At 64.4% G+C, this 24,662-nt stretch carries 26 protein-coding genes; 5 read left to right on the top strand and 21 right to left on the bottom strand.

Annotation, left to right across the window (positions count from 1 at the left end):
- The 9 genes from gspD to gspG form a co-directional block, all read right to left on the bottom strand.
- Positions 1-2,232, bottom strand: a complete 2,232-nt coding sequence (gene gspD / locus AC4BBN_RS03865; RefSeq protein ID WP_490590628.1) for a type II secretion system secretin GspD — start codon at positions 2,230-2,232, stop codon at positions 1-3.
- Positions 2,233-2,236: 4 nt separating this feature from the next.
- Positions 2,237-3,034 (bottom strand): type II secretion system protein N, encoded by a 798-nt coding sequence (gene gspN, locus AC4BBN_RS03860; protein WP_490590627.1) that lies wholly within the window; start codon positions 3,032-3,034, stop codon positions 2,237-2,239.
- A gap of 1 nt (position 3,035) precedes the next feature.
- On the bottom strand, positions 3,036-3,560 hold the full coding sequence (locus AC4BBN_RS03855; protein ID WP_490590626.1) for a type II secretion system protein M: 525 nt from the start codon (positions 3,558-3,560) through the stop codon (positions 3,036-3,038).
- Positions 3,557-4,792 (bottom strand): type II secretion system protein GspL, encoded by a 1,236-nt coding sequence (gene gspL, locus AC4BBN_RS03850; protein ID WP_490590625.1) that lies wholly within the window; start codon positions 4,790-4,792, stop codon positions 3,557-3,559. The genes AC4BBN_RS03855 and gspL overlap by 4 nt, the downstream gene beginning before the upstream one ends.
- Positions 4,793-4,910: 118 nt before the next feature.
- Positions 4,911-5,954, bottom strand: a complete 1,044-nt coding sequence (gene gspK / locus AC4BBN_RS03845; RefSeq protein WP_490590624.1) for a type II secretion system minor pseudopilin GspK — start codon at positions 5,952-5,954, stop codon at positions 4,911-4,913.
- Complete coding sequence (locus AC4BBN_RS03840) at positions 5,951-6,673, bottom strand: PulJ/GspJ family protein (RefSeq protein ID WP_490590623.1); 723 nt, start codon at positions 6,671-6,673, stop codon at positions 5,951-5,953. Before AC4BBN_RS03840 ends, gspK begins: the two co-directional genes overlap by 4 nt.
- 89 nt (positions 6,674-6,762) lie before the next feature.
- Complete coding sequence (gene gspI / locus AC4BBN_RS03835) at positions 6,763-7,137, bottom strand: type II secretion system minor pseudopilin GspI (protein WP_490590622.1); 375 nt, start codon at positions 7,135-7,137, stop codon at positions 6,763-6,765.
- Entirely contained in the window at positions 7,134-7,565 is a 432-nt protein-coding gene (locus AC4BBN_RS03830; RefSeq protein ID WP_490590621.1) for a prepilin-type N-terminal cleavage/methylation domain-containing protein, read from the bottom strand. The genes gspI and AC4BBN_RS03830 overlap by 4 nt, the downstream gene beginning before the upstream one ends.
- Positions 7,566-7,722: 157 nt before the next feature.
- The gene (gene gspG, locus AC4BBN_RS03825; RefSeq protein ID WP_490590620.1) at positions 7,723-8,190 is read right to left on the bottom strand and encodes a type II secretion system major pseudopilin GspG; all 468 of its coding nucleotides are present in this window, start codon (positions 8,188-8,190) and stop codon (positions 7,723-7,725) included.
- A gap of 49 nt (positions 8,191-8,239) precedes the next feature.
- Between gspG and AC4BBN_RS03820 the strand changes: the two genes are divergently transcribed.
- Positions 8,240-8,662, top strand: coding sequence for a type II secretion system protein N (locus AC4BBN_RS03820; protein ID WP_490590619.1), 423 nt, complete (start codon positions 8,240-8,242; stop codon positions 8,660-8,662).
- Here the strand turns inward: AC4BBN_RS03820 and AC4BBN_RS03815 are convergent.
- From AC4BBN_RS03815 to ilvA, 3 genes are read right to left on the bottom strand one after another with little or no spacing between them, the layout of a single operon-like run.
- Positions 8,652-9,185: a histidine phosphatase family protein gene (locus AC4BBN_RS03815; protein ID WP_490590618.1), complete on the bottom strand. Its 534-nt coding sequence runs from the start codon at positions 9,183-9,185 to the stop codon at positions 8,652-8,654. The genes AC4BBN_RS03820 and AC4BBN_RS03815 overlap by 11 nt on opposite strands.
- Complete coding sequence (locus AC4BBN_RS03810; protein ID WP_490590617.1) at positions 9,182-9,982, bottom strand: adenosylcobinamide-GDP ribazoletransferase; 801 nt, start codon at positions 9,980-9,982, stop codon at positions 9,182-9,184. Before AC4BBN_RS03810 ends, AC4BBN_RS03815 begins: the two co-directional genes overlap by 4 nt.
- Positions 9,983-9,987: 5 nt before the next feature.
- Positions 9,988-11,610: a threonine ammonia-lyase, biosynthetic gene (gene ilvA / locus AC4BBN_RS03805; protein WP_490590616.1), complete on the bottom strand. Its 1,623-nt coding sequence runs from the start codon at positions 11,608-11,610 to the stop codon at positions 9,988-9,990.
- A 300-nt stretch (positions 11,611-11,910) separates the two neighbouring features.
- Here ilvA and AC4BBN_RS03800 point away from each other — a divergent pair, with 300 nt between their 5' ends.
- Positions 11,911-12,363 (top strand): OsmC family protein, encoded by a 453-nt coding sequence (locus AC4BBN_RS03800; RefSeq protein WP_490590615.1) that lies wholly within the window; start codon positions 11,911-11,913, stop codon positions 12,361-12,363.
- 3 nt (positions 12,364-12,366) lie between these two features.
- Here the strand turns inward: AC4BBN_RS03800 and coq7 are convergent, their stop codons facing one another.
- Both coq7 and AC4BBN_RS03790 read right to left on the bottom strand, forming a co-directional pair.
- The gene (gene coq7, locus AC4BBN_RS03795; protein ID WP_490590614.1) at positions 12,367-13,011 is read right to left on the bottom strand and encodes a 2-polyprenyl-3-methyl-6-methoxy-1,4-benzoquinone monooxygenase; all 645 of its coding nucleotides are present in this window, start codon (positions 13,009-13,011) and stop codon (positions 12,367-12,369) included.
- Positions 13,012-13,114: 103 nt separating this feature from the next.
- Positions 13,115-14,380: a porin gene (locus AC4BBN_RS03790; RefSeq protein ID WP_490590613.1), complete on the bottom strand. Its 1,266-nt coding sequence runs from the start codon at positions 14,378-14,380 to the stop codon at positions 13,115-13,117.
- A 414-nt stretch (positions 14,381-14,794) separates the two neighbouring features.
- Here AC4BBN_RS03790 and AC4BBN_RS03785 point away from each other — a divergent pair, with 414 nt between their 5' ends.
- The gene (locus AC4BBN_RS03785; RefSeq protein WP_490590612.1) at positions 14,795-15,874 is read left to right on the top strand and encodes a porin; all 1,080 of its coding nucleotides are present in this window, start codon (positions 14,795-14,797) and stop codon (positions 15,872-15,874) included.
- 83 nt (positions 15,875-15,957) lie between these two features.
- On the opposite strand, the gene ylqF is transcribed toward AC4BBN_RS03785, so the two are convergent.
- Both ylqF and AC4BBN_RS03775 read right to left on the bottom strand, forming a co-directional pair.
- Positions 15,958-16,896, bottom strand: a complete 939-nt coding sequence (ylqF, locus tag AC4BBN_RS03780; protein ID WP_490590611.1) for a ribosome biogenesis GTPase YlqF — start codon at positions 16,894-16,896, stop codon at positions 15,958-15,960.
- Between the two features lie 12 nt (positions 16,897-16,908).
- Positions 16,909-17,397 carry an Lrp/AsnC family transcriptional regulator gene (locus tag AC4BBN_RS03775; RefSeq protein WP_490590610.1) on the bottom strand — a complete coding sequence of 163 codons (489 nt, stop codon included), beginning with the start codon at positions 17,395-17,397 and terminating at the stop codon, positions 16,909-16,911.
- Between the two features lie 124 nt (positions 17,398-17,521).
- Between AC4BBN_RS03775 and AC4BBN_RS03770 the strand changes: the two genes are divergently transcribed.
- On the top strand, positions 17,522-19,093 hold the full coding sequence (locus AC4BBN_RS03770; RefSeq protein WP_490590609.1) for an aminotransferase class V-fold PLP-dependent enzyme: 1,572 nt from the start codon (positions 17,522-17,524) through the stop codon (positions 19,091-19,093).
- A 44-nt stretch (positions 19,094-19,137) separates the two neighbouring features.
- Here AC4BBN_RS03770 and AC4BBN_RS03765 read toward each other — a convergent pair whose 3' ends face one another.
- On the bottom strand, positions 19,138-19,641 hold the full coding sequence (locus tag AC4BBN_RS03765) for an outer membrane lipoprotein (protein ID WP_490590608.1): 504 nt from the start codon (positions 19,639-19,641) through the stop codon (positions 19,138-19,140).
- 178 nt (positions 19,642-19,819) lie between these two features.
- On the opposite strand from AC4BBN_RS03765, the gene AC4BBN_RS03760 reads away from it, so the two are divergent.
- Complete coding sequence (locus tag AC4BBN_RS03760) at positions 19,820-21,052, top strand: MFS transporter (RefSeq protein ID WP_490590607.1); 1,233 nt, start codon at positions 19,820-19,822, stop codon at positions 21,050-21,052.
- 68 nt (positions 21,053-21,120) lie between these two features.
- On the opposite strand, the gene AC4BBN_RS03755 is transcribed toward AC4BBN_RS03760, so the two are convergent.
- From AC4BBN_RS03755 to AC4BBN_RS03740, 4 genes are read right to left on the bottom strand one after another with little or no spacing between them, the layout of a single operon-like run.
- Complete coding sequence (locus tag AC4BBN_RS03755) at positions 21,121-21,735, bottom strand: PqiC family protein (protein ID WP_490590606.1); 615 nt, start codon at positions 21,733-21,735, stop codon at positions 21,121-21,123.
- Complete coding sequence (locus AC4BBN_RS03750) at positions 21,732-23,363, bottom strand: PqiB family protein (protein ID WP_490590605.1); 1,632 nt, start codon at positions 23,361-23,363, stop codon at positions 21,732-21,734. The genes AC4BBN_RS03755 and AC4BBN_RS03750 overlap by 4 nt, the downstream gene beginning before the upstream one ends.
- On the bottom strand, positions 23,341-24,030 hold the full coding sequence (locus AC4BBN_RS03745; RefSeq protein WP_490590604.1) for a paraquat-inducible protein A: 690 nt from the start codon (positions 24,028-24,030) through the stop codon (positions 23,341-23,343). The genes AC4BBN_RS03750 and AC4BBN_RS03745 overlap by 23 nt, the downstream gene beginning before the upstream one ends.
- On the bottom strand, positions 24,027-24,650 hold the full coding sequence (locus AC4BBN_RS03740) for a paraquat-inducible protein A (protein WP_490590603.1): 624 nt from the start codon (positions 24,648-24,650) through the stop codon (positions 24,027-24,029). Before AC4BBN_RS03740 ends, AC4BBN_RS03745 begins: the two co-directional genes overlap by 4 nt.
- Positions 24,651-24,662: the final 12 nt, after the last annotated feature.

Below are 24,662 nucleotides of genomic sequence, written 5' to 3'. Positions count from 1 at the left end.
TTACGGCGTGGTCGTGGTGGTCGAGGGCAGCGTGGTCAGGGGCTTGGGCACGACGGCTTTTTTGTCGGAGGTGGGCAGGACAGGAATCACCGAGGCATCTGGCACGGCCGACAGGCCGATGCGTGGCACCGGGTTCACGTCCTGCTGCTGGCCGCGCATCATGTCGTAGCGGTCTACCGCCAGGGCGTCGCTGGTGCCTGCGTCACGCACCACGATGGGTCGCAGGAACACCATCAGATTGGTTTTCTTGCGGGTGCGGGTCTCGCTGCGGAAGAAGTTGCCCAGGAAGGGCACGTCCCCCAGTCCTGGCACCTTCTCCACGTTGCCGGAGTAGTCGTCCTGCAGCAGGCCCCCCAGCACGACGATGGAGCCGTCGTCCACCAGTACATTCGACTCGATGGAGCGCTTGTTGGTGGTGGGCCCATTGGTGTTGCTCTTGGTGGAGGCGTCTACGCTGGACACCTCCTGGTAGATGGCCATTTTCACCGTGCCGTTTTCGTTGATCTGCGGGCGCACCCGCAGCGTCAAGCCTACGTCTTTGCGCTCCACTGTTTGGAACGGGTTGGAGGTGCCGGTGGCGCTGTTGGTGGTGTATGTGCCGGTGACGAAGGGCACGTTCTGGCCGATGACGATCTTGGCCTCTTCGTTGTCCAGCGTCAGCAGGTTGGGCGTGGACAGCACGTTGCCGGTGCCGGTCTGGTCCATCAGCCGGGCCAGCGCGCCCAGCACATAGGTGCCGCCGATCTTGGTGGCCACGCCCAGGTTCAGGCCCGAGCTGAGGGTGGTGCTGGTGCTGCCGGCGGCGATGTTGGTGGCCAGGGTGGCCAGGTTGCTGCTGCCGGTGCCGAAGTTGGTGCCCAGGCCCACACTGCCCAGCACGCCCTGCCACTGGATGCCGAATTCGGCCGACTTGTCGCTGCTGACCTCCACGATCAGGCTCTCCACCAGCACCTGTGCGCGCCGGCCGTCCAGCTTGTCGATGACGGCGCGCAGCTGGCGGTACTGCGGCTCGGGCGCGGTGATGATCAGCGAGTTGGTGGACGGGTCGGCCTGGATCTGACCGCCGGTGGAAGGCTGGTTGCTGGTGGTGCCGCTCAGGGCGCTGCTGCTGGAGCTGCCCATGGAGTTGGCCGAAGTGCTGGTGCTGCCTGTGGTGCTGCTGGAGCTGGTGGGGCTGAGCCCGCTGGACAGGCTGGAACTGCCGCCGCTGCCTGAACCGCCGCTGCTGGCGTTGCCGCGTGCGTCGCCGCTCATGGCGGCGCGCAGGGTGGTGGCCAGCTTGGTGGCATCGGCATTCTTCAGGTAGACCACATAGATGTTGCCGGCTTCGCCATTGCCGGTGTTGACCGTGGGCTGGTCCAGCTTGGCGATCAGCGAGCGGACCAGGGATACCCGCGCCGGGTTCGCCGCGCGCAGGATGATGGCATTGCTGCGCGGCTCGGCCAGCAGCGTGGTCTTGAAGGAGGTGTCAGTTTGCCCGGCGGCGGGGGCAGCGCCGGTGGTGCTGCCGGACTCGACCAGCTTGGTTACCAGCGGCACCAGGTCGCTGGCAATCGCGTATTTCAGCGGGATGATTTCCAAATCCGACGCGTTGGACACATCCATGGCCGCCACGATGCGGCCAATGCGGCGCAGGTTGTCAGCGTAGTCGGTAATCACCAGCGAGTTGTTGCCGGGGTTCAGGTTGATGGTGTTGTTCGGGCTGATCAGCGGGCGCAGCACCGGCACCAGGTTGGCGGCGTTTTCATAGTTCAGCTTGAAGATCTGCGTCACGATCTGGCTGCCCACGGCGGCATTATTTTCGCCAATGGTCACCGGGCCGGGCTGCAGCTTGGCATCGGCCTCGGGCACGATCTTGTCCAACCCGCCGGACTCGACCACGGTAAAGCCCTGCAGGCGCAGCGCCGCCAGGAACTGGCTGTAGGCCACGGTGGGGTTGACTGGGTGGTCGGTGCTCAGCGTCATCGTGCCCTTGACGCGCGGGTCCACCACCACATTGCGGCCGGTGATCACGGCCATGGTGCGGGCCACCGATTCAATCTCGGCGTTGGCAAAGTTCAGCGTGATGGGCTCGCCGCGCTTGGCCGTGCTGGCCTTGTCGCTTGCAGGCCCCTGGGCCAGTGCATTGATAGAAAAAAGGCCGCTGGCGCAGGTGAATCCTGCGGTAATAGCTATCGAAATAATAGCTTTAGGAAAGCGCGAAGACAGCGTGGGTGTGCGGGCTGGGGTCATTCCATTAACCTACTTTGATGATGGCACGCGCGCCGTCGCGCCGACCGATGATGTTGAGAAGATTGGACAAGGCGTCGATACGCTCCGGGGCGGCGGTGGCCACCCCGTCGAAATGCAGGCGGTTGCCGACCCATTGGCCGCTGCCGGTCAGTTGCAGGCTGCCCTTCAGGGTTTCCAGCTGCAAGGTGTTCGGATTGCCGCCGGCCAGTGTGAGCCGGTAGCTGCCCATGGGCTTGAGGGTGGACAGGCGCGAGGCGATGTCGATGGCTTCCAGCTGGGCCCGGCCACTGAGCTGCATGCGTCCGCTGTTCAGGTCCACGACCAGGCCCTGCGTGGCCAGTGTCAGCGTGCCCTCGGGCTGCAAGGTATTCCAGGGGGCGCCCAGTCCAGCCAGCCAGGCGGCCGGCCAGTGCGACTGGCTGTCGGCCAGCGTCAGCTCGCCACCGCCCCAGTGCGGCGCGGCGCGCAGCTGCAGGGGCTGGGCCATGCAGCATTCGGCCAGGAGGTCGGCAGATACGCCGTTGAAAGAGGGGCGCAGGCGCCAGCGCAGGCGCTCGGGCAGTGCGGCCTGGTCGCGGCTGTCCTTGCCACCCGACAGCACCAGCTGGGCTGAGCCGTCCCACACCGTGCCCAGCGGGTCTGCCAGCTGGACCTGGCCCTGGCTGGCCTGGTCCAGTGCAGCGGCCAGCCAGCGCGCCGGGGCAAACACCAGCAGGGCCCAGGCCAGGCCCAGGCAGGCGCCCGCCCAGGCCCAGCGCCAGGGCGCGGTGCGTTGCGGGGCGGATGCGGGTTTCAGTGCCACGTTAGCGCTTGGGCAGTGCCAGGACCAGGCTGCCGTCCCAGGCGGGTAGACCGGGCTGGGGCGCGTTGGCGGCGGTACTGGCGGGGCTGCGCACCAGCTTGGCCTCGGTGGGCAGGGCGCGGGCGTTGATGCGCACCTGCGCCAGCCAGCGGGCCAGCGCATCGGCCGGGGTGTTCTTCAGGGTGACGCTGACGCGTTCGCCCAGCACATTGATCTGCGCGGTGCCAGACAAATCGGTCTTGGCCGAGGCCTGCACGCTGCGCAGGGCCTCGTCAAAGTCGATGGCGCTCTGGCTTTTCAGGGCTTGTACTTCGGCCTGCATGCGGCGCATGTTTTGCAGCTGGGCGTCGAGTTCGCGGTGCTGCGCATCGGCGGCACGCAGGGTTTGCAGTGCGGGAGCCAGGGCCAGCCACCACAGCAGGGCCAGGCAGACCAGGGCTCCTGCCGCGAACACGCTGCGGCGTTCGCGCGGCGCCAGGGCGGCCCAGTGGGGCTGCAGCTGTAGTAGGAAGGACGGAGTTTTCATGGTGTGGCTCCGTTGGCGGCCTGCAGTACCAGCAGGTTGCCTTCGCTACGCAGGCTGTAGCCGCTGCTGCGCAGGCTGGTGATGGCGTCGGGGCCGGGTGCCGGGTCCAGGCCTTTGAGCCGGATTTCGCCGGTGCTGAAGTCCAGCTGGCTGGCAGAAGTTTGCGGCGGCAGCACCGCGCCGAGTGCGCTGAGCATGGGCTCCAGGTCACGCGCCGAGGTGGCGCCCACGCTTTGGCGCAGCAGGTCCAGCTCGCGCGCCATTTGCACCGGCGCATTGACCACCAGCTTTACCTGCGGGAAGGTTTGCGTCAGGCTGTCGCGGATGGTCTTGCGCTTGGCTTCCAGGCTGTGGCTTTCCTTCCAGGCCCAGGCGTTCAGGCCAATCAACTGGGCCAGCAGCAGCAAGCCTACGCCCCAGCGCGCGGGGCGCCAGGCGGGGGCTTGCAGCATGCGCTCAGTGTGGCCGGCCAGGTTCTTCCAGGCGCGGCTGCTGCCGGAGTTGGTCAGGTCGAATTGCGCCAGGTCCCAGCGGCCATGGGCCGAGGCCAGCCAGCGTTCGGCGCTGTGCTGCAGGGTGACGGGGCGCTGCGCCAGCTGTTCGGCCATGCTGGCGACAGCGGGCTCGGCGACGATCTCCAGCGTATCGGCTGCGCCGCCCAGGGCCATGGCCAGCGTGGCGTGGTTCAGCGGCAGCAGGTGGATGCCCTGGGGGCCGGCGTGGACGACTTGTGCTGCCTCGGGTGTGCCCAGGATGTGCACCCTGTCGCTGCCCTCAGCCAGGGGGCTGAATTCGGGCACGATGCGCGCCACCGTGCGCTGGCTGGCCTCCAGCACCGCCAGGGCGCTGCGCAGCCAGGCGCGGTTGCAGGCCGCCACCCAGACCGGGCCTTCGCTAGGCGCATCGGGCTGGACCGCGAAGTGCAGCTCGGAGGGCTCCTCTAGCAGGCGTTCTTCCAGCAGGCCTTCCAGCAGGGCGCGCAGGCGGGGCGTGTCGGCCGCGCGGCCCAGGGCGCTGCGTTGCAGGCTGCCCTTGGGCAGCTCGACGCGGTGCCAGGACAGGGCTTGTGCAGGCACCACGGCCACCAGTTCGGTGGCGGTGGCCACGGGCAGCAGGGCGGCGGGGGCGCGGTCGTGCGAGCCCACGCTGTGGCCGTCCGGCGTGAGCACGTAGTCCAGCGGGCCTGCGCTGCCGGTAGATTCAAGAGGGAGTAGAACGATCAGGGTGCTCATGGGCGTGACAACGTGGAACAACTGGCATGCGCTGGGGCGCCCTGCGTGCGGCAGACGAAACTCAGGCCGGCCATTGTATGTAGAGACTGTGACATTCCAGGTGGGAAAAGCCCCTGCTTCACAGGGGCGCCTTGCCGGACGGATCGGCCACCGCCCGCTCGCGCCACAGGGTGGTGACATTGATGCCGTCACGCTGTACCAGCGAGCGCTCCAGCACCGTCGTGGCGCCCATGCGCAGCCGGCCCAGTACTTCGAAATAACGGGTGGCCACACCCTGCTCGGATTCGCTGAAGCTGATGCCCGGCTGGTTCAGCAGCGTGCTGGCATCGGCCGTGCTGCGAAAGTACTTGCTGGCCCGGGCGCTGACCAGCTTTTGCGCATCGGCCATGGACAGATTGGGCACGCTGGCCACCAGCACCTCGGCACTGGCGGTGTTCAGGTTGACGGAGGTGCGCACCGGCAGTACCGACACATAGGGCCGCAGCGCAGCCACGCTGCTGGGGCTCAGACCCAGCCAGCCCAGGTCTTCGGCGCGCCGGGGCACCAGCGGGATGTTCGGGTTGTCGGTGTTGTACTGGCTGCTGTCCAGCGCCAGCTGCAGCTGGCTGCTCATTTGCGTCAGCTCCTGGGGAGACAGCTTGAGTTCTTCGAACAGGCGGCCGAAGGCGGCCAGGCTGACTTCGGAGATCTTGTTGTTCTCCACCAGATTCATGATGTTCATGCGCGACTGCATGTCGGTGATCTGCCCGGACAGAAACGCGTCCACCTCCTCGTCGCTGCTCATGCCGCCGGTATTGTTGCGGTCGGCTGCTAGAAAGGTGGACAGGCGCGACTCCTGCAGCGGCACGGCCCAGGGCTCTGCCAAGTGGTCGGCGCCGCCAGAGCGGGCGTCTTCGCGCAGTATCAGCCGCGCCCAATCCAGCGCGCCGGTGAGTATCCAGGCCGACTGCACGCGCTGGCGCTCCGCCGCTTCCACCTCCACGCTGCGCCATTGCTGCCACAGCGAGGCGGCGGCCAGTGTGGCGACCAGGGTGACGGTGAGCATGGCCAGTAGTAGCGCTGCGCCACGTTGCTGGCGTTTGCTATGGTTTTGGGAGCTGCTGGCGCAGGTATTACCTGCGCCAGAGGCCGATTTTTTATGTAAACAGCGGCGCGGACTCACGATTTGCCTCCGCCGACGGTAGGCCGTATCCAGTCGCGCGTCAGCACGCCGCTCAGGGCCTGGCCGGGCGGCAGGGTTAGCACCAGGCGTACGCCGTCGGGGATGGCGGAGTCGGTGGAGGCGACGCTGGATGCCCCCGTAGCGGGTGCGGTTGCCGTGGTGGCACTGCTGGATTGCGGATTGCTCCAGGCGCCGTCGCGGTAATAGAACACCTGCCAGTCGCTCAGTGGCGTCAAAGCCACCTCAGCGCGGCGCGCCTCGTCGCCCGGGTTTTGCGCCCACAGTGCGGCATTGGCCCAGGCCTGGGTGAGCCCGGCGCGGTTGCGCACCACCGGCGACTGCCAGCGCAGCCACTGGTCGGTGCCGTCCACATTGCGCAGCGACCAGGCCACGACCAGCGGGCCGGCGGCGTTGGGCTCGGTGCTGCGCCGCACCAGGCGCAGGCTGCGGCCGTTCCAGTCGATGGTGGAGGTGTTGGGCAGTTGCAGCAGGGCGTCCAGGTCGGCGCTCCATTGGCTCAGGCCGGCCTGCAGGGTCAGCACCTCGTCGGCGCGTTGCTGGGTGCGGGTTTGTGCACGCTGCATGCCGTCCAGCCCGCGCCAGCTCAGCACGGCCAGCAGCGCCATGACCATCAGGGCCACCAGCAGTTCGACCAGGGTGAAGCCACGCGATTTTTTCCCCCTTCCAGAGACGCCATGGAACCGGCTTTGCCGGGCCATAGGCGTCGCCCCCTGCAAGGGGGTTGGAGGCCATGCGCCATTGGCTCTCGCCAATGTCGGGGCGCAGCGGGCAAGCCTGGGGGTGTTCATCAAAATCGCCCTACGATGGTGGACAGGCGTAGGATGGGCGCGTTGGCGGCAAACACCTGCGCATCCACCCGGCGAAAGCTGGGGTTGGGCGTGGGCAGCACGCTGAGCCGTACCTGGTAGCTGTGGCCAGCCTGTTCGCAGGTGATGTCGGAGTCGCCCACGCCGGGCATCTGGGTGGACAGGCGCATTTTGATGAGTTCGTTTTCGGCGCACATATGGGCCAGCAGCACATCGGTCTGGCGGGTGGCGTTGGTGGTCAGCGCCTGGGTGGCTTGCATCCCGGCAATCAGCGCAATCGACACGATGCCCAGCGCGACCAGCACCTCGATCAAGGTGAAGCCACGGACTTTTAACAGGCGGTTGCGGGCCTTCACGGTGTGGCCGGCTGCACGGTAAAGGGGCGTGCGCCATCGGTGGCGATGCGCAGCAGCTCGTTGGGCTGGCTGATGGACTGCAGTACCACCTCCTGGCGGCCAATGACTGGTTCGGGGCCCAGCACGACCGGGCTGGTGTTGCGCGCCACGGTGTCGTTGCCCAGCCAGCGCTCGGGCAGGGTATGGGGCGGCAGGCCGTAGAACTGGAAGCCGTCTGGCGTGCTGTTCCATCGCACCGGCACACCGGTCGCTCGCGACTGGGCCCGCGCCGATTCAAACAAGGCGGCTAGCCGCGCCGCATCGCGCTCCAGCAAGGTCTGGCTGTTGTCGCGCATGGCAAAGGCAACGCCTGCGCTGGCGATGGCGATGATGGCGACGACCACCAGTAACTCAAGCAGCGTGAAGCCCCGGCTGAAGGCTGGCGCCACACTGGGCCGCCTAGCGATCACTTTAAACGCCAAAGAGTCCGGTTTTGCCGCCGGGCCGCCCCATGTCGTCCAGACTCTGCGAGTCTTGCACGAGGGCAAAACGCCTCCCCCCCGGGGGGTGGAGAAGTACGCGAAGCGACAAGCCGGGGGGCCAAAATCACTGCCAGCTGCCGATGTCGGCATTTTTGCCTTCGCCACCTGGTTGGCCGTCGGCGCCGAAGGACATCACATCAATCTCGCCCTGCACGCCGGGGTTCAGGTACTGGTAGGGGCGGCTCCAGGGGTCGTTGGGCAGCTTCTCCACATACGGCTTCCAGTTGGGCGGCACCGGGTTGGTGCTGGGCTTGGCGACCAGGGCTTGCAGGCCTTGCTCGGCGGTGGGGTAGCGTTGGTTGTCTAGCTTGTAGAGCTTTAGCGCCTGCATCAGGTTGTGGACATCGGTCTTGGCGGCGGTGGCGCGGGCGTCGTCGGCGCGGTCCAGCACATTGGGCACGATCAGCGCGGCCAGCACGCCGATGATGACGAGCACCACCATCAATTCGATCAGGGTGAAACCGGCATTGCGCACTTTACGCACGCGGCGGTAAAGGAGGCTGGAGGGACGAATAGGGCTGTGGAGTGTCATGGGCTGCGATGATAATCAATGCATGTTAATCAATGCATCCGATTCTGTAATGGAACGCTGGGCCCCGCGCCTGGTGGCCTTTGTGGTCTGGGCCCTGGCCCTGGCCAGCGTGGCGTACTGGGGCTTGAAGGCCACGGCTGCACCCAGTGGTCCGCAGGCCGCCGTGGCCGGGCCGGGGGCGGTTGCCGTGGACGCGGCGGCGGTGGCGCATGTGCTGGGCAGTGTGGGGCCGATGCCGGTGGCAGAGGTCAACCCGTCCACACGCTTTGTGCTGTCGGGCGTGATTGCCGAGCATGGCCGCCAGGGCGCAGCCCTGATCGCCGTGGACGGCAAACCGCCCAAGCCCTACCGGGTGGGCAGCCTGGTCGATGGGGCTTTGTTGCTGCAGTCCGTGGGCCCGCGCCGGGCCGAGTTGGCGTCCAGCATGGACGGCCCAGCCGCTTTCGCGCTGGAATTGCCCATCAGAAAGTAATCCATTCGCCGTAGCCGGGGGCGGCCTGCGGCCATTGGTCGGCGCGGTCCAGTGTGCGGATGCCGGCGGCCAGCAGGCTGCATGCCCGCGCCACGCCGGCATGGCTGATCCACAGCGTGGGCTGCGCCCCAACAGTATCCCAGGCAGCGCCCACCCGCTGCATGAAGCCGTGCACCGATTCGCCGCCTCCCGGCCGGTAGTCGGCGAAGTCGGCGGTCCAGGCGTCCAGCGCGGCTGGGCCAATGGCCTCCCAGGTCTGGCCTTCCCATTGGCCAAAATCCATCTCGCGCAGCCGTGCATCAAATTTCAGCGTCAAATCGGGCCGCAGCGCAGACAGTGCCTGCGTAAGCTGCTCGCATCTTTGTAGCGTAGAGCTGCAAACAAGCATGCCTGTGGGCAGGGCTGCGGCCAGCCGTTCGGCAGCGGCCTGCGTCGCCAAGGCGTCAGCCGCCACATCCAGCGCTCCGTAACACACGCCAGGCGCCACCAGCGGGCGGGCATGGCGGGCCAGCCAGAGTCTCATGGCAGGGCCACGGCGGCGCCTAGATAGAAGGCGATCTCGCAGACTTGCTGTGTGGCACCCAGGCAGTCGCCGGTGAAGCCTTGTAGCCGCCGAGTAAACAGGCGCTTCATCCATAAAAACGCCAAGCTGCTACTTATCAGGCTTGCTATTAAAAATGTAGCTCCTTGCGCAAGTAATACCTGCGTCAGAGGCATAAAACACCATAACAACGCAACGGCCAGCGCAGTCCCGCTGATCTGGCCCGCCAGGGGCTTGCTTTTGGACGTGGCCGCGTCGCCCACATGGGGCAGCAGGCGGACCAGCAGCAGCGGGCAAAAGCGCGACCAGACATGGCCGCCGAGCAGGGCTGCCAGTAGGGCGTGGCTGCTGTAGCTGCCGAGCAGGCCCAGCAGCGCGACCTTGGACATCAATGCCAGCACCAGCGCCATGGCACCGAAAGCGCCGACCCGCGAATCCTTCATGATCTCCAGCGCGCGGGCCCGGTCGGCGCTGCCGCCCAGGCCATCGGCCACGTCGGCCAGGCCGTCTTCATGGAAGCCGCCGGTCAGCAGCACCGTGGCCACGGTGCACAGCACGGCGGCTACCAGCGCGCTGCCCGGGCGTTGCTGCAGCAGCGCCATGCTGGCCGCCGCCACGCCGCAGGCCAGGGCCGCCACCAGCCAGCCCACACCGGGCAGGTGCGCCGCACTGGCGCGCAGCATGGCCGGGCTGTAGCCCACCCAGGCCGCCAGCCGCCCGGTGATGGGTAGCCGGGTGAAGAACTGGACGGCCAGCAGGTAGTGGCGGACGAAGGCCAATCGCGTCAGCTCTGCAGAAATAGCTGATAGACCGGGTTGTTGGTTTCTTCGACGTAGGGGTAGTCCAGCGTGGCCAGGAACTTGTCGAAGGCCTTGGCGTCGGCCTTGGGCACTTGCAGGCCGACCAGGATGCGGCCGTAGTCCGCGCCCTGGTTGCGGTAGTGGAACAGGCTGATGTTCCAGCCCGGGCGCACCAGGCTTAGGAACTTCATCAGCGCGCCGGGCCGCTCGGGGAACACAAAGCTGAGCAGGCGTTCATCTTGCGCCAGTGCCGACTGCCCGCCCACCATATGGCGGATGTGCTCCTTGGCCAGCTCGTTGTGGGTCAGGTCCAGCGCCTTGAAGCCGTGTTTGCTGAAGTTGCTGGCGATTTTTTGCGATTCGCCCTTGGCCGTGGTGGTCAGGCCGACGAACACATGGGCGGCGTTGCTCTTGGCTGCGTCGCTGATGCGGTAATTGAACTCGGTCACATTACGCGGCCCGCCGGGCAGCTGGCCTATGGCTTCGCAGAAGCGCTTGAAGCTGCCGCGCTCTTCGGGGATGGTGACGGCAAACAGGGCCTCGCGTTCCTCGCCCACCTCGGCCCGCTCGGCGACAAAGCGCAGGCGGTCGAAGTTCATGTTCGCGCCACACAGGATCGCGGCGTAGGTCTGGCCCTTGGTCTTGTGCTTGGCCACGTACTGCTTCATGGCGGCCACGGCCATTGCGCCCGAGGGTTCGACGATGCTGCGCGTGTCCACGAACACGTCCTTGATGGCGGCGCAGACGGCGTCGGTGTCTACGGTGATGAATTCGTCCACCAGGCCGCGTGCCACGCGGAAGGTTTCTTCACCCACCAGCTTGACGGCCGTGCCATCGGCGAACAGGCCCACATCGGCCAGGGTCACGCGCTTCTTGGCGTTGACCGACTGCAGCATGGCGTCGGAGTCGCTGGTTTGCACGCCGATGACCTTGATGTCGGGCCGCACGGCCTTGATGTAGTTCGCCACGCCGGAGATCAGGCCACCGCCGCCGATGGCGACAAATACTGCGTCCAGGTGCTGCGAGCCCAGGCCCTGCAAACTTTGTATTTGGCGCAGGATTTCCATGGCGATGGTGCCCTGGCCGGCGATGACATCCGGGTCGTCAAACGGGTGGACAAAGGTCAGGCCCTGCTTTTTCTGCAGCGACAGGGAGTGGTTGTAGGCGTCGGTATAACTTTCGCCAAACAGCACTACTTCACCGCCCAGCGCGGCCACCGCGTCCACCTTGACCTGGGGTGTGGTGGTGGGCATGACGATGACGGCACGCGTGCCGAGCTTGCGCGCACTCATGGCCACGCCCTGGGCGTGGTTGCCGGCGGAGGCGCAGATCACGCCCTTTTTGAGCTGCTGCGGCGTCAGGTGGGCCATCTTGTTGTAAGCACCGCGCAGCTTGAAGCTGAACACGGGCTGTGTGTCTTCGCGTTTGAGTAGAACCGTGTTGCCTAGGCGGCGGCTGAGGTTGCGCGCGGGCTCCAGGGCGGATTCGATGGCGACGTCGTAGACGCGGGCAGTCAGAATCTTTTTCAGATAGTCGGCGGGGGTCAGCGGCTTGGCCGCTTGGACTGGTTTCTGGGCCTTGGGTGCTTTGGCGGGTGCGGTCGTCATGGGTTCTCCTGGGAGGGAGATCATAAGGGGCCGGCCCGCGCACGCCGTTTGCCACCGCTTGGGGCATAAAAAAAGCCCCAAGTCTTGCGACTCGGGGCTTAAATCCACCTTTTCAGAGGGTGGAGGAGACAAACGGTGCACACGGGTTAAATGTGTGCGATGGATTTATTGTAGTCGTTTTCCCTAGGTCTTGCTGCGTTGCAGCATCCGCGTGTTGTTAAAACCGTGAATTAATGCGCGCGGCTAGGCAAAATCGGGCTTGTTCTCATAATTGGGCTTTGCCTCAGAAAGATACGCAGCATGGAATGCACAGTCAGTTGGACCGGCGCAGCGGGTACCCGCTCCGGCATGGGGTTTGTGGCCGAAACCGGCAGTGGCCACACTTTGACCATGGATGGCGCGCCTGACAGCGCCAAACCCGAGAACGGTGGCCAGAACCTGGCGCCCCGTCCGATGGAGACTTTGTTGGCCGGCACCGGTGGCTGCACTGCCTATGACGTGGTGCTGATTTTGAAGCGCGGCCGCCACGACGTGCGCGGCTGCTCGGTCAAGCTGGCTGCCGACCGTGCCGACGTCGATCCCAAGGTGTTCACCAAGATCAATATGCATTTCACCGTAACCGGCAAGGGCATTCCAGCGGCTGCCGTGGAGCGCGCGATTGCCATGAGCCATGACAAATACTGCTCGGCCACCATCATGCTGGGCAAGACAGCCGAGATCACCACCAGCTTTGATCTGGTGGAAGCCACCTAAGGTTTAGATTCTGTGGGCCACGGTCGTCATGACCTTGGCCGCCATGCGCATCATGGTTTTGATGGGCGCCGGCAAATCGATCGCACCCTGTATCGTGGCTTCGTGGGCGTGGCGCTCTTCGTCATCCTTCATCTGTACGACGATGGCCTTGGATGCGTGGTCGTTGCTCGGTAGGCGCTGCAGATGGCTTTCCAGGTGGGCCGACACCTGGTTCTCCGTTTCCACTACAAAACCCAGGCTCCAGCGGTCGCCGCCGAGCCGACCGGCCGCCAGGCCGAGGCCGAAGGCGCCCGCGTACCACAGCGGATTCAACATGCTGGGCCTGCCGCCTAATTCGTCCAGCCGCTGATGCGTCCAGGCCAGGTGGTCGGTTTCCTCGCCGGCAGCATGTTCAAAATGCGCGCGCAGAGCCGGCGTTGGTGTGACCAGTGACTGGGCCTTGTACAAGGCTTGCGCGCACACCTCGCCCACATGGTTGACGCGCATGAGCGCGGCGGACTGGGTTTTCTCCTCGGCGCTCAGCTCCTGCGTGTGTTCCGGCACCGTAGGGCAGGCCCGGTTGCCATGCGGTCGGGTGAAGATAGTGCGCAGCGCAGAGTCTGCGACACGGCAGATTTGGTCTAAAGAAGGAGGGGTGGGTAGCGACATGCGGTGCGTGTAGTTGGGCAAACAGGGCTTCACTGTAAATCACTGTGCCGGTTTCATGCCGCCTGAGACCCAAGCCCCCGAGGACCGAGGGCTTGTTCTGGGGTTAGAAGCGGTGGCGCAGGGCCAGCGCCAAGCTGTTCGAGTCGGTGCCCGCACTGGCGGTGACGCCCCCCAGAAAGCCGTTGCCGCCCGGTGCCAGCTGCGATGCACCGCTGTTGTTGAAGCGCGTCAACACGGCGTTCAGATCGGTGCGTTTGGACAGCGCATAGGTGTAGGCTGCTCCATAGGAGTCGCGGTCGGCATTGTTGGCGGTCCTGTCGTTCATAGTGTTATAGGCCACAGTGAAGGTGTGCGGGCCGCTGCGGATGCGATAGCCTATATGCAGCAGGCGCGCGTCTTGTTGCACCGCCCGGATGAAGGCGTTTTGCACGGCTTCGGCACTGGCCGCGCTGGCTCCTTTGGAAACGAGCAGGGCCGACACGCTCGACAGGTCGGCGGGGTGGTCGTCTTTTATGGTGGCGTACATGGTGCTGAAGCTGCCCGGACCAATATCCACCGACGCGCCCAGCAGGGTGTTCGTTAGCCCTTTCTCACCTAGCTCGTTGTTCTGCGTGTTATAGCCCGCACCCAGGGAAAAACCGGTGCCTTTATAAGTGGCCATGGCGCCCAGAAGTCGGTTCGCGGAGTTGTTGCCCGCCACTTCTCCGGCTGCCACCATCAGACTTGCGCTAAGTCCGCTGGCCTGGACGGCGTATTGCAATGCATTGCTGGTCCGGATGGTGAACGACGCGGGGACCGACACCAATTGGCCCAGGGCCAAACTGGATTCGCCGTGCATGGAGTCAAAAGTGGCCGACACCACGTAGCCAGGGGTGTATTGGCGGCCCGCCATGATCGCGCCGACTGGCGTGACCAATCCCATGAAGGCCTGGCGGTCAAACAGGTTTTTGTCGGCAACATTGACGCCAAACCGCGACCCCAGTGCACCAGCGACCGCGTTAACCAAAGGCTGCGCCGTGGCGGGAAGCCCCATCAGCGTGGCTGTATTCAAACGGTCCGGCACCTGTGCGCCGGAGGCCGGGACGTTGTAGACCGCGCCGGTATCTATTTCAAACCGGCTTTCAAGTGTAAATAATGCACGCATGCCGCCGCCCAGGTCTTCACTGCCTTTCAGACCCCAGCGTGAACCTTCCATGACACCGCTGGCCAGTTGCGTGACCGTGCCTTGCTTTAGACCGGTGACGTGGTTGATGCCCACGTCGGCGATGCCGTAAATCGTGACGTTACTGGTCGGCGTTTCTTGTGCTGCAGTGATGGACGCCATGCCTGCGAGCAATGCTGTTGTAGCCAGCAAACTGTTTTTTTTCACATTGTTCCTCGGTTGCTGTCGTCAAAGTGGCCCTGGCTTGGCAGTAGTGCCGGCGTGGCCGATCCCTGGCAAGGGGTACCCCTTACAAAGTTACATATTTTGTACCCAGCTTTGTACCTGTCCGTCGCTGTAAATTTTTTATGTAGTTTCGTGACTCTTTGTAAGTTGGCCATACGAAACAGGTCAATTCATGTGGAATATACGAATTGCCGGGTGTAGCGGGCTGGAATCTGAAGCTTCTTGTATGTCTGAAGTGTTGTTTTTAATTAACAAATCATATGTTTATGACGAAAACGTCACCGGTTTATCCGGGGTCGTCTGCTTTAATCCGATCAGCTTCTGAAACAAGGAGTGGGGTTGAGGTTACAGCCTGACTGTGAACCCGACATCTTTTAATCTTTGGAGAACCTTTCCATGAAAAAATCCCTGATCGCCCTGGCAGTACTCGCCACCTCCGGCGCCGCCATGGCTCAGTCCAGCGTGACCCTGTACGGTATCGTTGACATGTACCTCGGCAGCACCAAGACCGACAACGGCACGACCAGCCTGCGTCAATCCAAGCTGGAAAGCGGCCTGGTGAATACCTCGCGTTTTGGCCTGAAGGGCTCTGAAGATCTGGGTGGCGGTTTGGCTGCCAACTTCCAACTGGAACAAGGTATTGCTGCTGATGACGGTACTGCTAAGTCCACGACTCTGTTGACCAGCAAAGTGACCAACACTGCCTTCTCCCGTCAAGCATGGGTTGGTCTGGCTGGCTCCTTCGGTTCCACCCGTTTCGGCCTGACCCCCACGCCTTTTGACGATGTCAGCGGCGCGTCTGATGCCGTGTTTGACTCGGCTTTGTCGCCAATGAACAGCACGTTCAAGTCGACCGGTTACTTGGTTCGCCCAGGCAACACGATCGCTTACTACACCCCTAGCTTCAGCGGCTTCTCTGGCTCTTTGAGCTACAGCCTGGGTGAGAACAAGACGAATACGGCAGTTGCTGCAGTTCCAGCCACGGCTACGACTGCTGCAGTTCCTGCAGTTACCGTGCACAATGCTGGCGCCGTGACCAGCTTTGCTTTGGTGTATGCCAATGGCCCTATCAGCGTGAACTTTGGTTACCAAGATGAAAAGTCTGCTGGCGACGTGACTGCCAAGAAGTTCACCCGTCTGGGTGGTTCTTATGACTTCGGCGTTGCTAAGCCTTACGCTATCTACGGCAAGGCTGCAAACATGGGTAACGTGTCGGGTGCTGATGCAACCGATTACCAACTGGGTGTTGACGTTCCCGTCGGTGCTGCTCTGACCTTGTCTGCTAGCTACGCTCAGTCCAAGGACAACGCTACGGCTGGTAACGCAAAGCGTAAGGGTTACGGCCTGGGCGCCAAGTACGCTTTGTCCAAGCGTACGGCTCTGTACGGCGGCTACGAAGCTGACGACAGCAAGGTTTCCGGTGCAGCTACCACCAAGCACGACCTGTTCGCTGTTGGTATTCAGCACCGTTTCTAATCTGATGCTGGCGTAAGCCAGTTCAGGTTTAAAACAAAAAAACCCGCTGCAGAAATGCAGCGGGTTTTTTTATGATTGTTAATTTATTCGGGTAGCGCGTCTCGCGTTGGCCCCTTCTTGTTCTTCCGCGCATCCTTCTTCGCCTGGCGCGCGGCATCCAAGGCTTTGCCTTCGGCAAGCCACTGGGCGAATTCTTCCGGGGTTTCCAGCGTGATGCGGCCCAAGGTGGCGGCGCGGAACTCGGTGAGTACGATTTCGGCGGCTTTTTGCAGATTCACCTTGCCCTTGCCCAGCAGGCCGCCGCGCTTGCGGGCGATTTCGGTCAGTAGGGCCACGTCCGTCAGGCCCAGGATGGGGTCGAGCTTGTAGCGCTCTTCGACCTGGCCGGCATAGTGTTTTTGCAGGATCAGCAGCAGCTCCAGTGCCACCTCTTCTTCGTCAAAGGCATTGCGGCCAATTGAGCCGGCGGCGGCCAAGTGGTAGCCGCTTTGCTCGACGATGATGCGTGGCCACAGCATGCCGGGCGTGTCGTAGGCGTAGAAATCGTCGGCCAGCACGATGCGTTGCTCCAGCTTGGTGATGCCAGCCTCGTCGCCGGTTTTGGCGGCGCGCTTGCCTTTCAAGGTGTTGACCAGGGTGGACTTGCCCACATTGGGCACGCCGCAGATCAGCACCCGCATGGGCTTGACCATGCCGCCGCGTAAGGGTGCCAGCAGCCGGCAGGCCGGGATCAGGCGCTGGGCCGGCGCAGTTTCACTGGCATCCAGGGCGATGGCGCGGGTGCCGGGCAGGGCGTTGTAATGGTCCAGCCACAGCGCGGTGCGCGCCGGGTCGGCAATGTCTTGCTTGTTGAGCACTTTGAGCGTGGGCGTGCTGCCGATCAGTTCGGCCAGCATGGGGTTGGCGCTGGAGCCGGGCAGGCGCGCATCCAGCAGCTCGATCACCACATCGGTTTCCTTTAGGCGTTCGGTGATGGCCTTCTTTGTCAGGTGCATATGGCCGGGGAACCATTGGATGGGCATGTTCTTTTCTTTCTAGGTTTTGGATGCGCCAAAGGACACCAGATCCAGCGGCAGCGCCGTGGTGGACTTGATCTGTTCCATGGAAAAGGCGCTGGACACGCCGCTGAGCGGCGCAGCCTGGATGAGCTTTTTGTAGAAGCGATCGTAACCGCCGATGTCGGTGGTCACGACTTTGAGCAAATAGTCCACGTCGCCGCTCATGCGGTGCAGCTCCTGCACTTCGGGCAGGGCGGACACGGCGGCGCCGAACTGGGCCAGCCATTTGTCGTCGTGCTGCTGGGTACGCACGCTGACGAATACCGTGACCGGCAGGCCCACCTTTTGCGGATGCACCAGGGCCACACGGCCGGTGAGGTAGCCCTCGTCCTCCAGCCGCTTGAGCCGTTTCCAGCAGGGTGTGCTGGACAGACCGACGCGTTCAGCCAGCGCGGCCACGGACAGGCTGCCATCCACCTGCAAGGCACCCAAAATGGCGTAGTCCAGACGGTCTAGTGTATTCATGCTGTTATTTTAATTTATATAGATTTTTTATCCTGTTATTGATGCGAAGGCGTTAAAGATGGGAACGTATATTCACGGTGTGGTAGGTAGCATGGACTTATCTTTAGCTTGCCCGAAAACCACCATGCCCACCGATATTTACCTGGACTGCAACGCGACCACGCCTGTGCTACCCGCCGCCCTGGCCGCCGCGCAGCAGGCCATGGGCACGCTGTACGGCAACCCCAGCAGCACCCATGTGAGCGGTCTGCAGGCACGGCAACTGGTGGATGGGGTGCGGGCCCGTGCGGCCCGGGTGTTGGGCGCGGGTGCGGGCGACGTGGTGTTTGTCAGCGGTGCGACCGAGGGCATACAAACGGCGGTGCTGTCGGCCCTGTGCGCTGTGCGCGACCGGCGGGCCCGGGGCGAAGATGTGGGCAGCTTGCTGCTGTACGGCGCGACCGAGCACAAGGCCGTGCCCGAAAGCCTAGCGCACTGGGACCGCCTGCTGGGTCTGCAGCTGGAGCTGCGCGCCCTGCCGGTGCTGCGCAGCGGCCAGCACGACCTGGCTGCCTTGCGCGTCCTGGCCCCGCAGGCTGCCTTGGTCTGCACCATGGCGGCGAACAATGAAACCGGTGTGGTGTCTGACGTGGCCGGCATCGAGGCCGTATTGAGCGACGTCGCCCCGCAGGCTTATTGGCTGGTGGACTGCGTGCAGGCGCTGGGCAAGCTGGCCTTGCGGCTGGCGCAGACGCGCATCGACTACGCGCCGTTTTCCGGCCACAAGCTGTACGCGCCCAAGGGCATAGGCATGCTGTATGTGCGCCAGGGAGCGCCGTTCACCCCGCTGATGGCCGGCGGTGGCCAGGAGGCGGGCATGCGCTCGGGCACTGAAAACGTGGCGGGTATTGCTGCATTGGGTACGGTACTGCAGGCGTTGGAGGACGGTGCCAGCTTTTGTAATACCGCCCAGATGCTACAGTTTCGAGAGCTGCTTGCGCAGAGTCTGCTTGCGGCGTGGCCCGATTTGGTGTTTAACGCCGAGTGGGGCAATACGCTGCCAACCACGCTGAATTTCTCCGTTCCCGGCCTGCCCAGCAGCCTGGTGGTGGACTTGCTGGATGCCGCTGGCGTGCGCGTCAGCGCGGGCAGCGCCTGCTCGGCCAAGAAGGCTGCACCCAGCTATGTGCTGCAGGCCATGGGGGTGCCGGAGTGGCAGGCGGCATCGGCGGTGCGGATGTCGTTCGGGGCGCTGGCCGACGCGGCCTTCATTGCGGAGGCCTGTGCCCGCATCCATCGTTGTGGTGACGCATTGCGTGCCCAGCGCCCGCCGGTGGACGCGCTGCCAGAAGACGACCTGGAGCCCTTGCGTCTGGGCGCAGCCCTGGCGGACAACCCTGCCAGCCATTTGCCGCCTGCTGCTGTGGCGGATTTTTGGCAGCGCTACCCAGATGCCCTGCTGGTCGATGTGCGCGAGGCCCATGAACATGCCGCAGACCTGCACCCGCAGCGCTTTGGCCGTGCGGCCTGCAATATTCCTTTGGGGGAGTTGGGCGCGACTTTGGCAGATTGGCTGCAGCGGCCGCGACCGGTGCTGCTGTTTTGCCGCACCGGCCAGCGCAGCGGCCAGGCTTTGCAGCGCATGCGCCAGCTGGGCTATGCCCAGGTCTGGCAGGTCGCCGGAGGTGTGGTCGCCGCTGCCAGCGAAGTGCTCTAGTATTTATAGCTGCTAGCGCAGGTAATACCTGCGCTAGAGGGTAGTTAGAACGGGTAAAGCTGGCCGTTGCTCATGCGCACGCGGTCGCCAATACGCAGCTGCGTCTGGGCCGGCACTTCGAATTGGCGGTAGGTGCCGTTGTCCGCCTGCACGGTGACGCGGTAGCTGATGCGCACCTGGGCCGCCTGGTTATTGCTCTCGACCTGGTTGCCGGCTACGGCGCCGCCCACCGCACCCAGTACGGTGGCCAGGTCTTTGCCCGAGCCACCGCCGATCTGGTGGCCCAGGACTGCGCCCGCTATGCCACCGATGACCGCGCCTGCGCCACTGGGGCCCTGGCGTTGCGGGGTTTGCATTTGCTCGATATTGGTGACCCGACCCACCTCAGAGTGCGGTACCTGCTGCGCGACTGGGTAGGGGGCCGGTTGCTGCTGCACGGGGTAGGCTGCGGGCTGCGCCTGCTGGTAGGGCGCGACCACGCAGGCTGTGAGGCTGCTGGCCAGCACGACAGCGGAAAAAACGTAGGCAGCGGAGGCAATGGAGCGCATGGGAACCTTGTAAATGTGAAACATGGTCATCCTAAGACGCGCTCGGCCCCTGCATGGTTGACAGCGCGCCAGTGCCATTGGGCCCGGCTTCACCATTTGTCACACAAAACTTGGACAATAAGGACTTCCCCCGATTCTGACCAATCAGCCTGCCCATTGCCCTGCAGGCTGTACTTTTTTGTGCGCCCGTACCGTGAAACTCAAAGACTTTCTCTCCAGCATTCCCTACCTGGCGTGGGTGGTGATCTACACCGCTTTCTGCGCCGGCATTTTTGCCGCCATCCTGGGCGCGGTGACACCCGAGTTGCGCGAGGAACTGGACAACTACCAGCAGCTGGGCGTGTTGATGATGGTCTGGTCGGCCGGCGGCGTGCTGGGCGCTTTGCAGGGCGGGCGCATGGCCCAGCGCTATGCGCCGCGGCTGCTGTTTTTGTCGTACACCGGCCTGGCCCTGGTGTCGATCTCGCTGATCGTGCTGTCGCCCAACTTCACGGTGCTGATGGCGGGTTTCTTTTGTGTGGCGCTGTGTGAGACCGCGCTGTTCACCCTGGCCCACAGCATTTTGGCGGACATCCACCCCCAGGCCGAGGTGCGCGCGCGCATGCTGAGCATGGTGGACGTGGCTTTCAGCCTGGGCAACCTGGTGTCGCCCATGGCGGTGATTGGTATCCAGCAGTTCAGCGGCAGCTGGCGCATGCCGTATGCGCTGTACCTGCTGCCGCTGCTGACGGTGCTGTTCGCCTTCTGGCCGCGCCGCCATTTTGAACATCTGGCGCCGCCGCACCATGCAGAGGAGCAGGGCACGTCCATGTCCTATCTGGCGCTACTGCGCCGCCCGGTGGTGTGCTGGGCCGTGGTGGGCGGGGTGCTCAGCGGCTTTCTGGAATGGGGGCAGAACTTCTGGTACGTGAGCTACGGCATCAACGCCCAGCAGCTAAGCCCGAATGCGGCACGCTTTGGCCTGCAGTTCTTTGTGGCGGGCATGGTGGGGGCGCGGCTGTGGCAGGCCTTTTGGCACAGCCACTGGCCGCTGCGGCAAAAGCTGTGGCGCCTGAATTTGCTGGCGTTGGCCGGCATGGCGATGAACGTGGTGCTGGCCGGCCAGGGCGGCTGGCTGGCGGCCGGGCTGGGCAACTTCTTGTTCGGCGTGGGGGTGGGCGTGGTGTTCCCGGTGCTGCTGGCCATCATGATCGACGACATGCCGGCGCAGGCGTCCAAGCTGTCGGCCCTGCTGATGATTGGCTACAGCGTGGGCTCGCAGCTGGCGGGCCTGCTGGTGGGTAGCTTGTCGGACGTGGTTGGCGTGCGCTGGGCCTATTCCAGCATGCTGCTTGTGGTGCTGGCCTTTACCGCCGTGGTCTGGCGCATCGTGGGTTTTGCCCAGCCGGCGGTGCTGAAGCCCCAGGCCTGATTTAAATAAAAAAGGCCGCTTGCGCAGATGTCATCTGCGCTAATAGCTATTCAAATGATAGCAGTGGGCTAGGTCGGGCATCGGGCGCCGGCATCGGCATCCAGCGCCGCCAGGGCGGTTGCCATGCTTTTCGCGGCACGCGCGGTCAGACGTTGTGCACCCTGGGCCAGGGCCTCGGTGCCCAGGCCCACGGGTTCGGACTGGCTCCACTGGCAGGCCAGGTTGCGGGCGTCGTCAGATCGGCGGATGGTCCAGCTGAAGCTGGCCTCAATACGGCTGTTTTCCACCGCCTCCCATTGGCGCAGCTGCACGGCGATGCGGTACACCGGCTGACCGGCCAGCCGGCCGCCGTTGGACACGTCAATGGCGCCCAGTGGCTGCGTGATGCCAGCGGCCAGCGCGTCGCGCAGCTCGGTGTTGAACGGTGCCGACCAGCGGTGCTGGTCCAGTATCTCCAGCTGCCCGCTGGCTGTGCGCACCACCATCTGCGGGCGCACCAGACGTTCGGGCAGGGCCAGCGGTGGCAGCTCGACCAGCAGCGGGCTGGTGCGGGCAACGGCCTGGGCGGGCAGGGCGGTGCTCAGGCTGTAGTAGCGCACTGGGGGGGCGCTGGCGCAGCCTGCCAGGGTGGTAGATAGCGCTGCTGCTATGGCCATCGGGGCCAGCAGGGTGGTCGTTTTCATTTCTTTTCCTCGGATTTGCCACGCAGCAGCGACTCGGGGTGGCGCTCCAGGTAGTCGGTCAGCACTTTCACGGATGCGGCGGCGCGGTTCACCTCCCGCAGGGTCTGGCGCAGGTCTTGTTGCAGCGGTGCGTCGTCGGACAGCGCGCGGTCGGCCGAGCCCAGCGCCTTGTTGGCGGTGGCCAGGGTGCTGCGCACGTCCTTCATGGCGGCGGTGATCTCGGGGGCCACGTCCTGGTTCAGGTTTTTCACCAGCTGCTCGGCATTGCGCAGCGTGCCGTCCAGGCTGGTCAGGGTTTTGTGCAGGTCGTTGCTCAGCTGCTCGAATGGCACTTTGTTGATCTTGGCGACGATTTCCGCGATCTGGGTCTGCAGTTCGTCCAGGCTGTTGGGCTGGGTCGGCAGTTCTACCGTGCCATCCACCACCCGCAGTCGGGCCGGCGCGGCCTTGGGGAAGAAGTCCAGCGCCACAAAGACCTGGCCGGTCAGCAGGTTGCCAGTGCGCAACTGGGCGCGCAGGCCTTTGTCCACCAATTCCTGCAGGCGCTTCTGGGAGTCGACCTGGGCGTCGGTGCGCAGCCGGTCGGGGTAGATTTCAATCAACACCGGCATGCTGAATTCGCGCTGGGCCTTGTTGAATTCCACACCTATGGACTTGACCTCGCCCAGCACTACGCCCCGGAAGTCCACCGTCGCGCCAGGAGCAAGGCCGCGCAACGACTGGTTGAAGTGCAGCAGCAGGGTTTGCGCCGGGCCGTCTGGTGCCTTCATGGCGTGGGTTTCGTCCTCGGCCAGGGCGAAGCTGGTGTTTTCGCTGGCCTGCGGGCCGGGTTGGTCGTCGGGCGCTTGCATGGCGATGCCGCCCGTCACCACCGTGGCCAGGGACTGGGTGCGCAGCTTGAAGCCGCTGGAGTTCACTTCCACATCCACACCGCTGGCATGCCAGAAGCGGGTGTTGGCGCCCACAAACTTTTCATACGGCGTATTCACAAACACCCGCAGCGTCACGCCTTTGCCGTCGGCGTCCAGTGCGTAGGCCGCCACCTGGCCGACCTTGATACGCCGGAAGTACAGCGGCGAGCCGACATCCAGCGAGCCGATGTTGCTGGCATGCAGCTCGAACTGCCGGCCCGCCGAGTCGCGGGTCACGATGGGCGCGGTTTCCAGCCCGGTGAACTTGCTGCTGGTGTCGTCGGAGGCCCCCGCATCTGCGCGGATATAGGCGCCTGACAAGAGTGTGCCCAGGCCGCTCACGCCAGCCGCATCCAGGCGCGGGCGTATTACCCAGAACCGCGTGTCGGTGGCGGTGAAGCTCTTGGCTTCTTTCTGCAGCTGCACGGTAACGAGGACCCGCGAGCGGTCTTCGGCCAGGCTGATGGCGGTAACAGCGCCGATGTCCACGTCTTTGTACTTGACCTTGGTTTTGCCGGCCACCAGACCCTCGGCGGTGTTGAAGCTGATTTCGATTTGTGGCCCACGGGCCAGGACGGTCTTGACCACCAGGGTCAAGCCGACCAGCGCGGCCACGATGGGGATCAGCCAGATCAGTGAGGGGAGCCAGTCGCGGCGGCGGCGGATCTCGGGCTTGGGCAGGTCGGGCGGTGTATCAGGACTCGGAGTGTTGGCCATGCGGTGGATTGTCTGCGGGGATTGGTTCTGAAATGTGTATCGCCGGGGCGTCCGTACCGTCCCAGATCAGGCGAGGGTCGAAGCTGAGTGCCGCCAGCATGGTGAGCACCACCACGGCGGCAAATGCAGCAATGCCTATGCCAGCTGTGACCTCGGCAAAGCCGTCGATGCGCACCACGCCGGCCATGAGTGTGACTACGAAAACGTCCAGCATGGACCAGCGGCCAATCAGTTCTACGATGCGGTACAGCTTGGTGCGCTCGTTGCGGCGCCAGCCGCTGCGGCGCTGTGCGCTGACTACCAGCAGCAGCAAGGCCACCAGTTTGAACAGCGGCACCATGAAACTCGCCACGAAGACCACCACCGCCAATCCCCAGGCTCCGGTAACCCAGAAGTAAATCACGCCGCTGAGGATGGTGTCGGTCTGGGTTTTGATCAGGCTGCTGCTGACCATCACCGGCAGCATGTTTGCCGGGATGTACATCACCAGCGCGGCCAGCAGCAGGGCCCAGGTGCGCTGCAGGCTATGGGCTTGGCGCCGGTGCAGAGCGGTGCCGCAGTGGCTGCAGCGGCTGCCGTCGCTGGCGTCCTTCCACACAGTACCGCAATGGTGGCAGGCGGTCAGGCCCAGGCTGCTGCCGGTGGGTGGTGTGCTGGGTGCGCTCATGCGTCCGGCTCCGGTGCTGCAGCAAAAGCCATATGCCAGAGATTGCGCGGCTGGAACGACAGCAGGGCGGTGAGCAGCACGGTCAGCGCCACAAACGCGCCCAGCGCCGGGCCGACGATCACCTCGGCCGAGCTGCTGAGCTTGACGATGGCTACCAGCACCCCGAGCATGAACACCTCGACCATGCCCCAGGGCTGTAGCGACTGCAGCACGCGCACCAGCCAGGCAAAGCCCAGGGGCTTGCGCTGCGCCGCCAGTGGCACCAGCACATAAATCAGGATCAGCAATTGCAGCAGCGGAAACAACATGGTGGTGGCCAGCACCAGCAGGGCCACGCTGGTCATTCCTTCGCCGGTGAGCACGGTGACTGCACCCAGCAGGGTGGTTTCGCTGTGTTGGCCGGCCAGCACCATTTCGACGATGGGAAACAGATTGGCAACGGCAAACATCACCAGCCCGGCAATCGCCAGGGGCAGCAGCCGCTGCGACTGGCTACCGGTATGGCGGTCCAGCTCGGTGCCACAGCGCGGGCAGTTGGCGATTTGCTGCGGCAGCAGCCGGGGATGGGGGTACGCAGCATCGCAGCCTTCGCATAGAACTACGTGGGGAACTTCATGCATGGCCTGTACTTT

The sequence above is a fragment of the Rhodoferax sp. SPJ21 genome, assembly GCF_058216335.1.
The sequence above is the reverse complement of the archived record's forward strand: the minus strand, read 5'-3'. Positions and strand labels throughout refer to the sequence as shown.

Excerpts from the sequence above, each read along its gene's own strand:
- gspD (WP_490590628.1), bottom strand. The coding sequence starts at position 2,232 with ATGACCCCAGCCCGCACACCCACGCTGTCTTCGCGCTTTCCTAAAGCT.
- AC4BBN_RS03855 (WP_490590626.1), bottom strand. The coding sequence starts at position 3,560 with ATGAAAACTCCGTCCTTCCTACTACAGCTGCAGCCCCACTGGGCCGCC.
- gspL (WP_490590625.1), bottom strand. The coding sequence starts at position 4,792 with ATGAGCACCCTGATCGTTCTACTCCCTCTTGAATCTACCGGCAGCGCA.
- AC4BBN_RS03840 (WP_490590623.1), bottom strand. The coding sequence starts at position 6,673 with ATGGCCCGGCAAAGCCGGTTCCATGGCGTCTCTGGAAGGGGGAAAAAA.
- gspG (WP_490590620.1), bottom strand. The coding sequence starts at position 8,190 with ATGACACTCCACAGCCCTATTCGTCCCTCCAGCCTCCTTTACCGCCGC.
- AC4BBN_RS03820 (WP_490590619.1), top strand. The coding sequence starts at position 8,240 with ATGGAACGCTGGGCCCCGCGCCTGGTGGCCTTTGTGGTCTGGGCCCTG.
- AC4BBN_RS03815 (WP_490590618.1), bottom strand. The coding sequence starts at position 9,185 with ATGAGACTCTGGCTGGCCCGCCATGCCCGCCCGCTGGTGGCGCCTGGC.
- ilvA (WP_490590616.1), bottom strand. The coding sequence starts at position 11,610 with ATGACGACCGCACCCGCCAAAGCACCCAAGGCCCAGAAACCAGTCCAA.
- AC4BBN_RS03800 (WP_490590615.1), top strand. The coding sequence starts at position 11,911 with ATGGAATGCACAGTCAGTTGGACCGGCGCAGCGGGTACCCGCTCCGGC.
- coq7 (WP_490590614.1), bottom strand. The coding sequence starts at position 13,011 with ATGTCGCTACCCACCCCTCCTTCTTTAGACCAAATCTGCCGTGTCGCA.
- AC4BBN_RS03785 (WP_490590612.1), top strand. The coding sequence starts at position 14,795 with ATGAAAAAATCCCTGATCGCCCTGGCAGTACTCGCCACCTCCGGCGCC.
- ylqF (WP_490590611.1), bottom strand. The coding sequence starts at position 16,896 with ATGCCCATCCAATGGTTCCCCGGCCATATGCACCTGACAAAGAAGGCC.
- AC4BBN_RS03775 (WP_490590610.1), bottom strand. The coding sequence starts at position 17,397 with ATGAATACACTAGACCGTCTGGACTACGCCATTTTGGGTGCCTTGCAG.
- AC4BBN_RS03770 (WP_490590609.1), top strand. The coding sequence starts at position 17,522 with ATGCCCACCGATATTTACCTGGACTGCAACGCGACCACGCCTGTGCTA.
- AC4BBN_RS03765 (WP_490590608.1), bottom strand. The coding sequence starts at position 19,641 with ATGCGCTCCATTGCCTCCGCTGCCTACGTTTTTTCCGCTGTCGTGCTG.
- AC4BBN_RS03755 (WP_490590606.1), bottom strand. The coding sequence starts at position 21,735 with ATGAAAACGACCACCCTGCTGGCCCCGATGGCCATAGCAGCAGCGCTA.
- AC4BBN_RS03750 (WP_490590605.1), bottom strand. The coding sequence starts at position 23,363 with ATGGCCAACACTCCGAGTCCTGATACACCGCCCGACCTGCCCAAGCCC.
- AC4BBN_RS03745 (WP_490590604.1), bottom strand. The coding sequence starts at position 24,030 with ATGAGCGCACCCAGCACACCACCCACCGGCAGCAGCCTGGGCCTGACC.
- AC4BBN_RS03740 (WP_490590603.1), bottom strand. The coding sequence starts at position 24,650 with ATGCATGAAGTTCCCCACGTAGTTCTATGCGAAGGCTGCGATGCTGCG.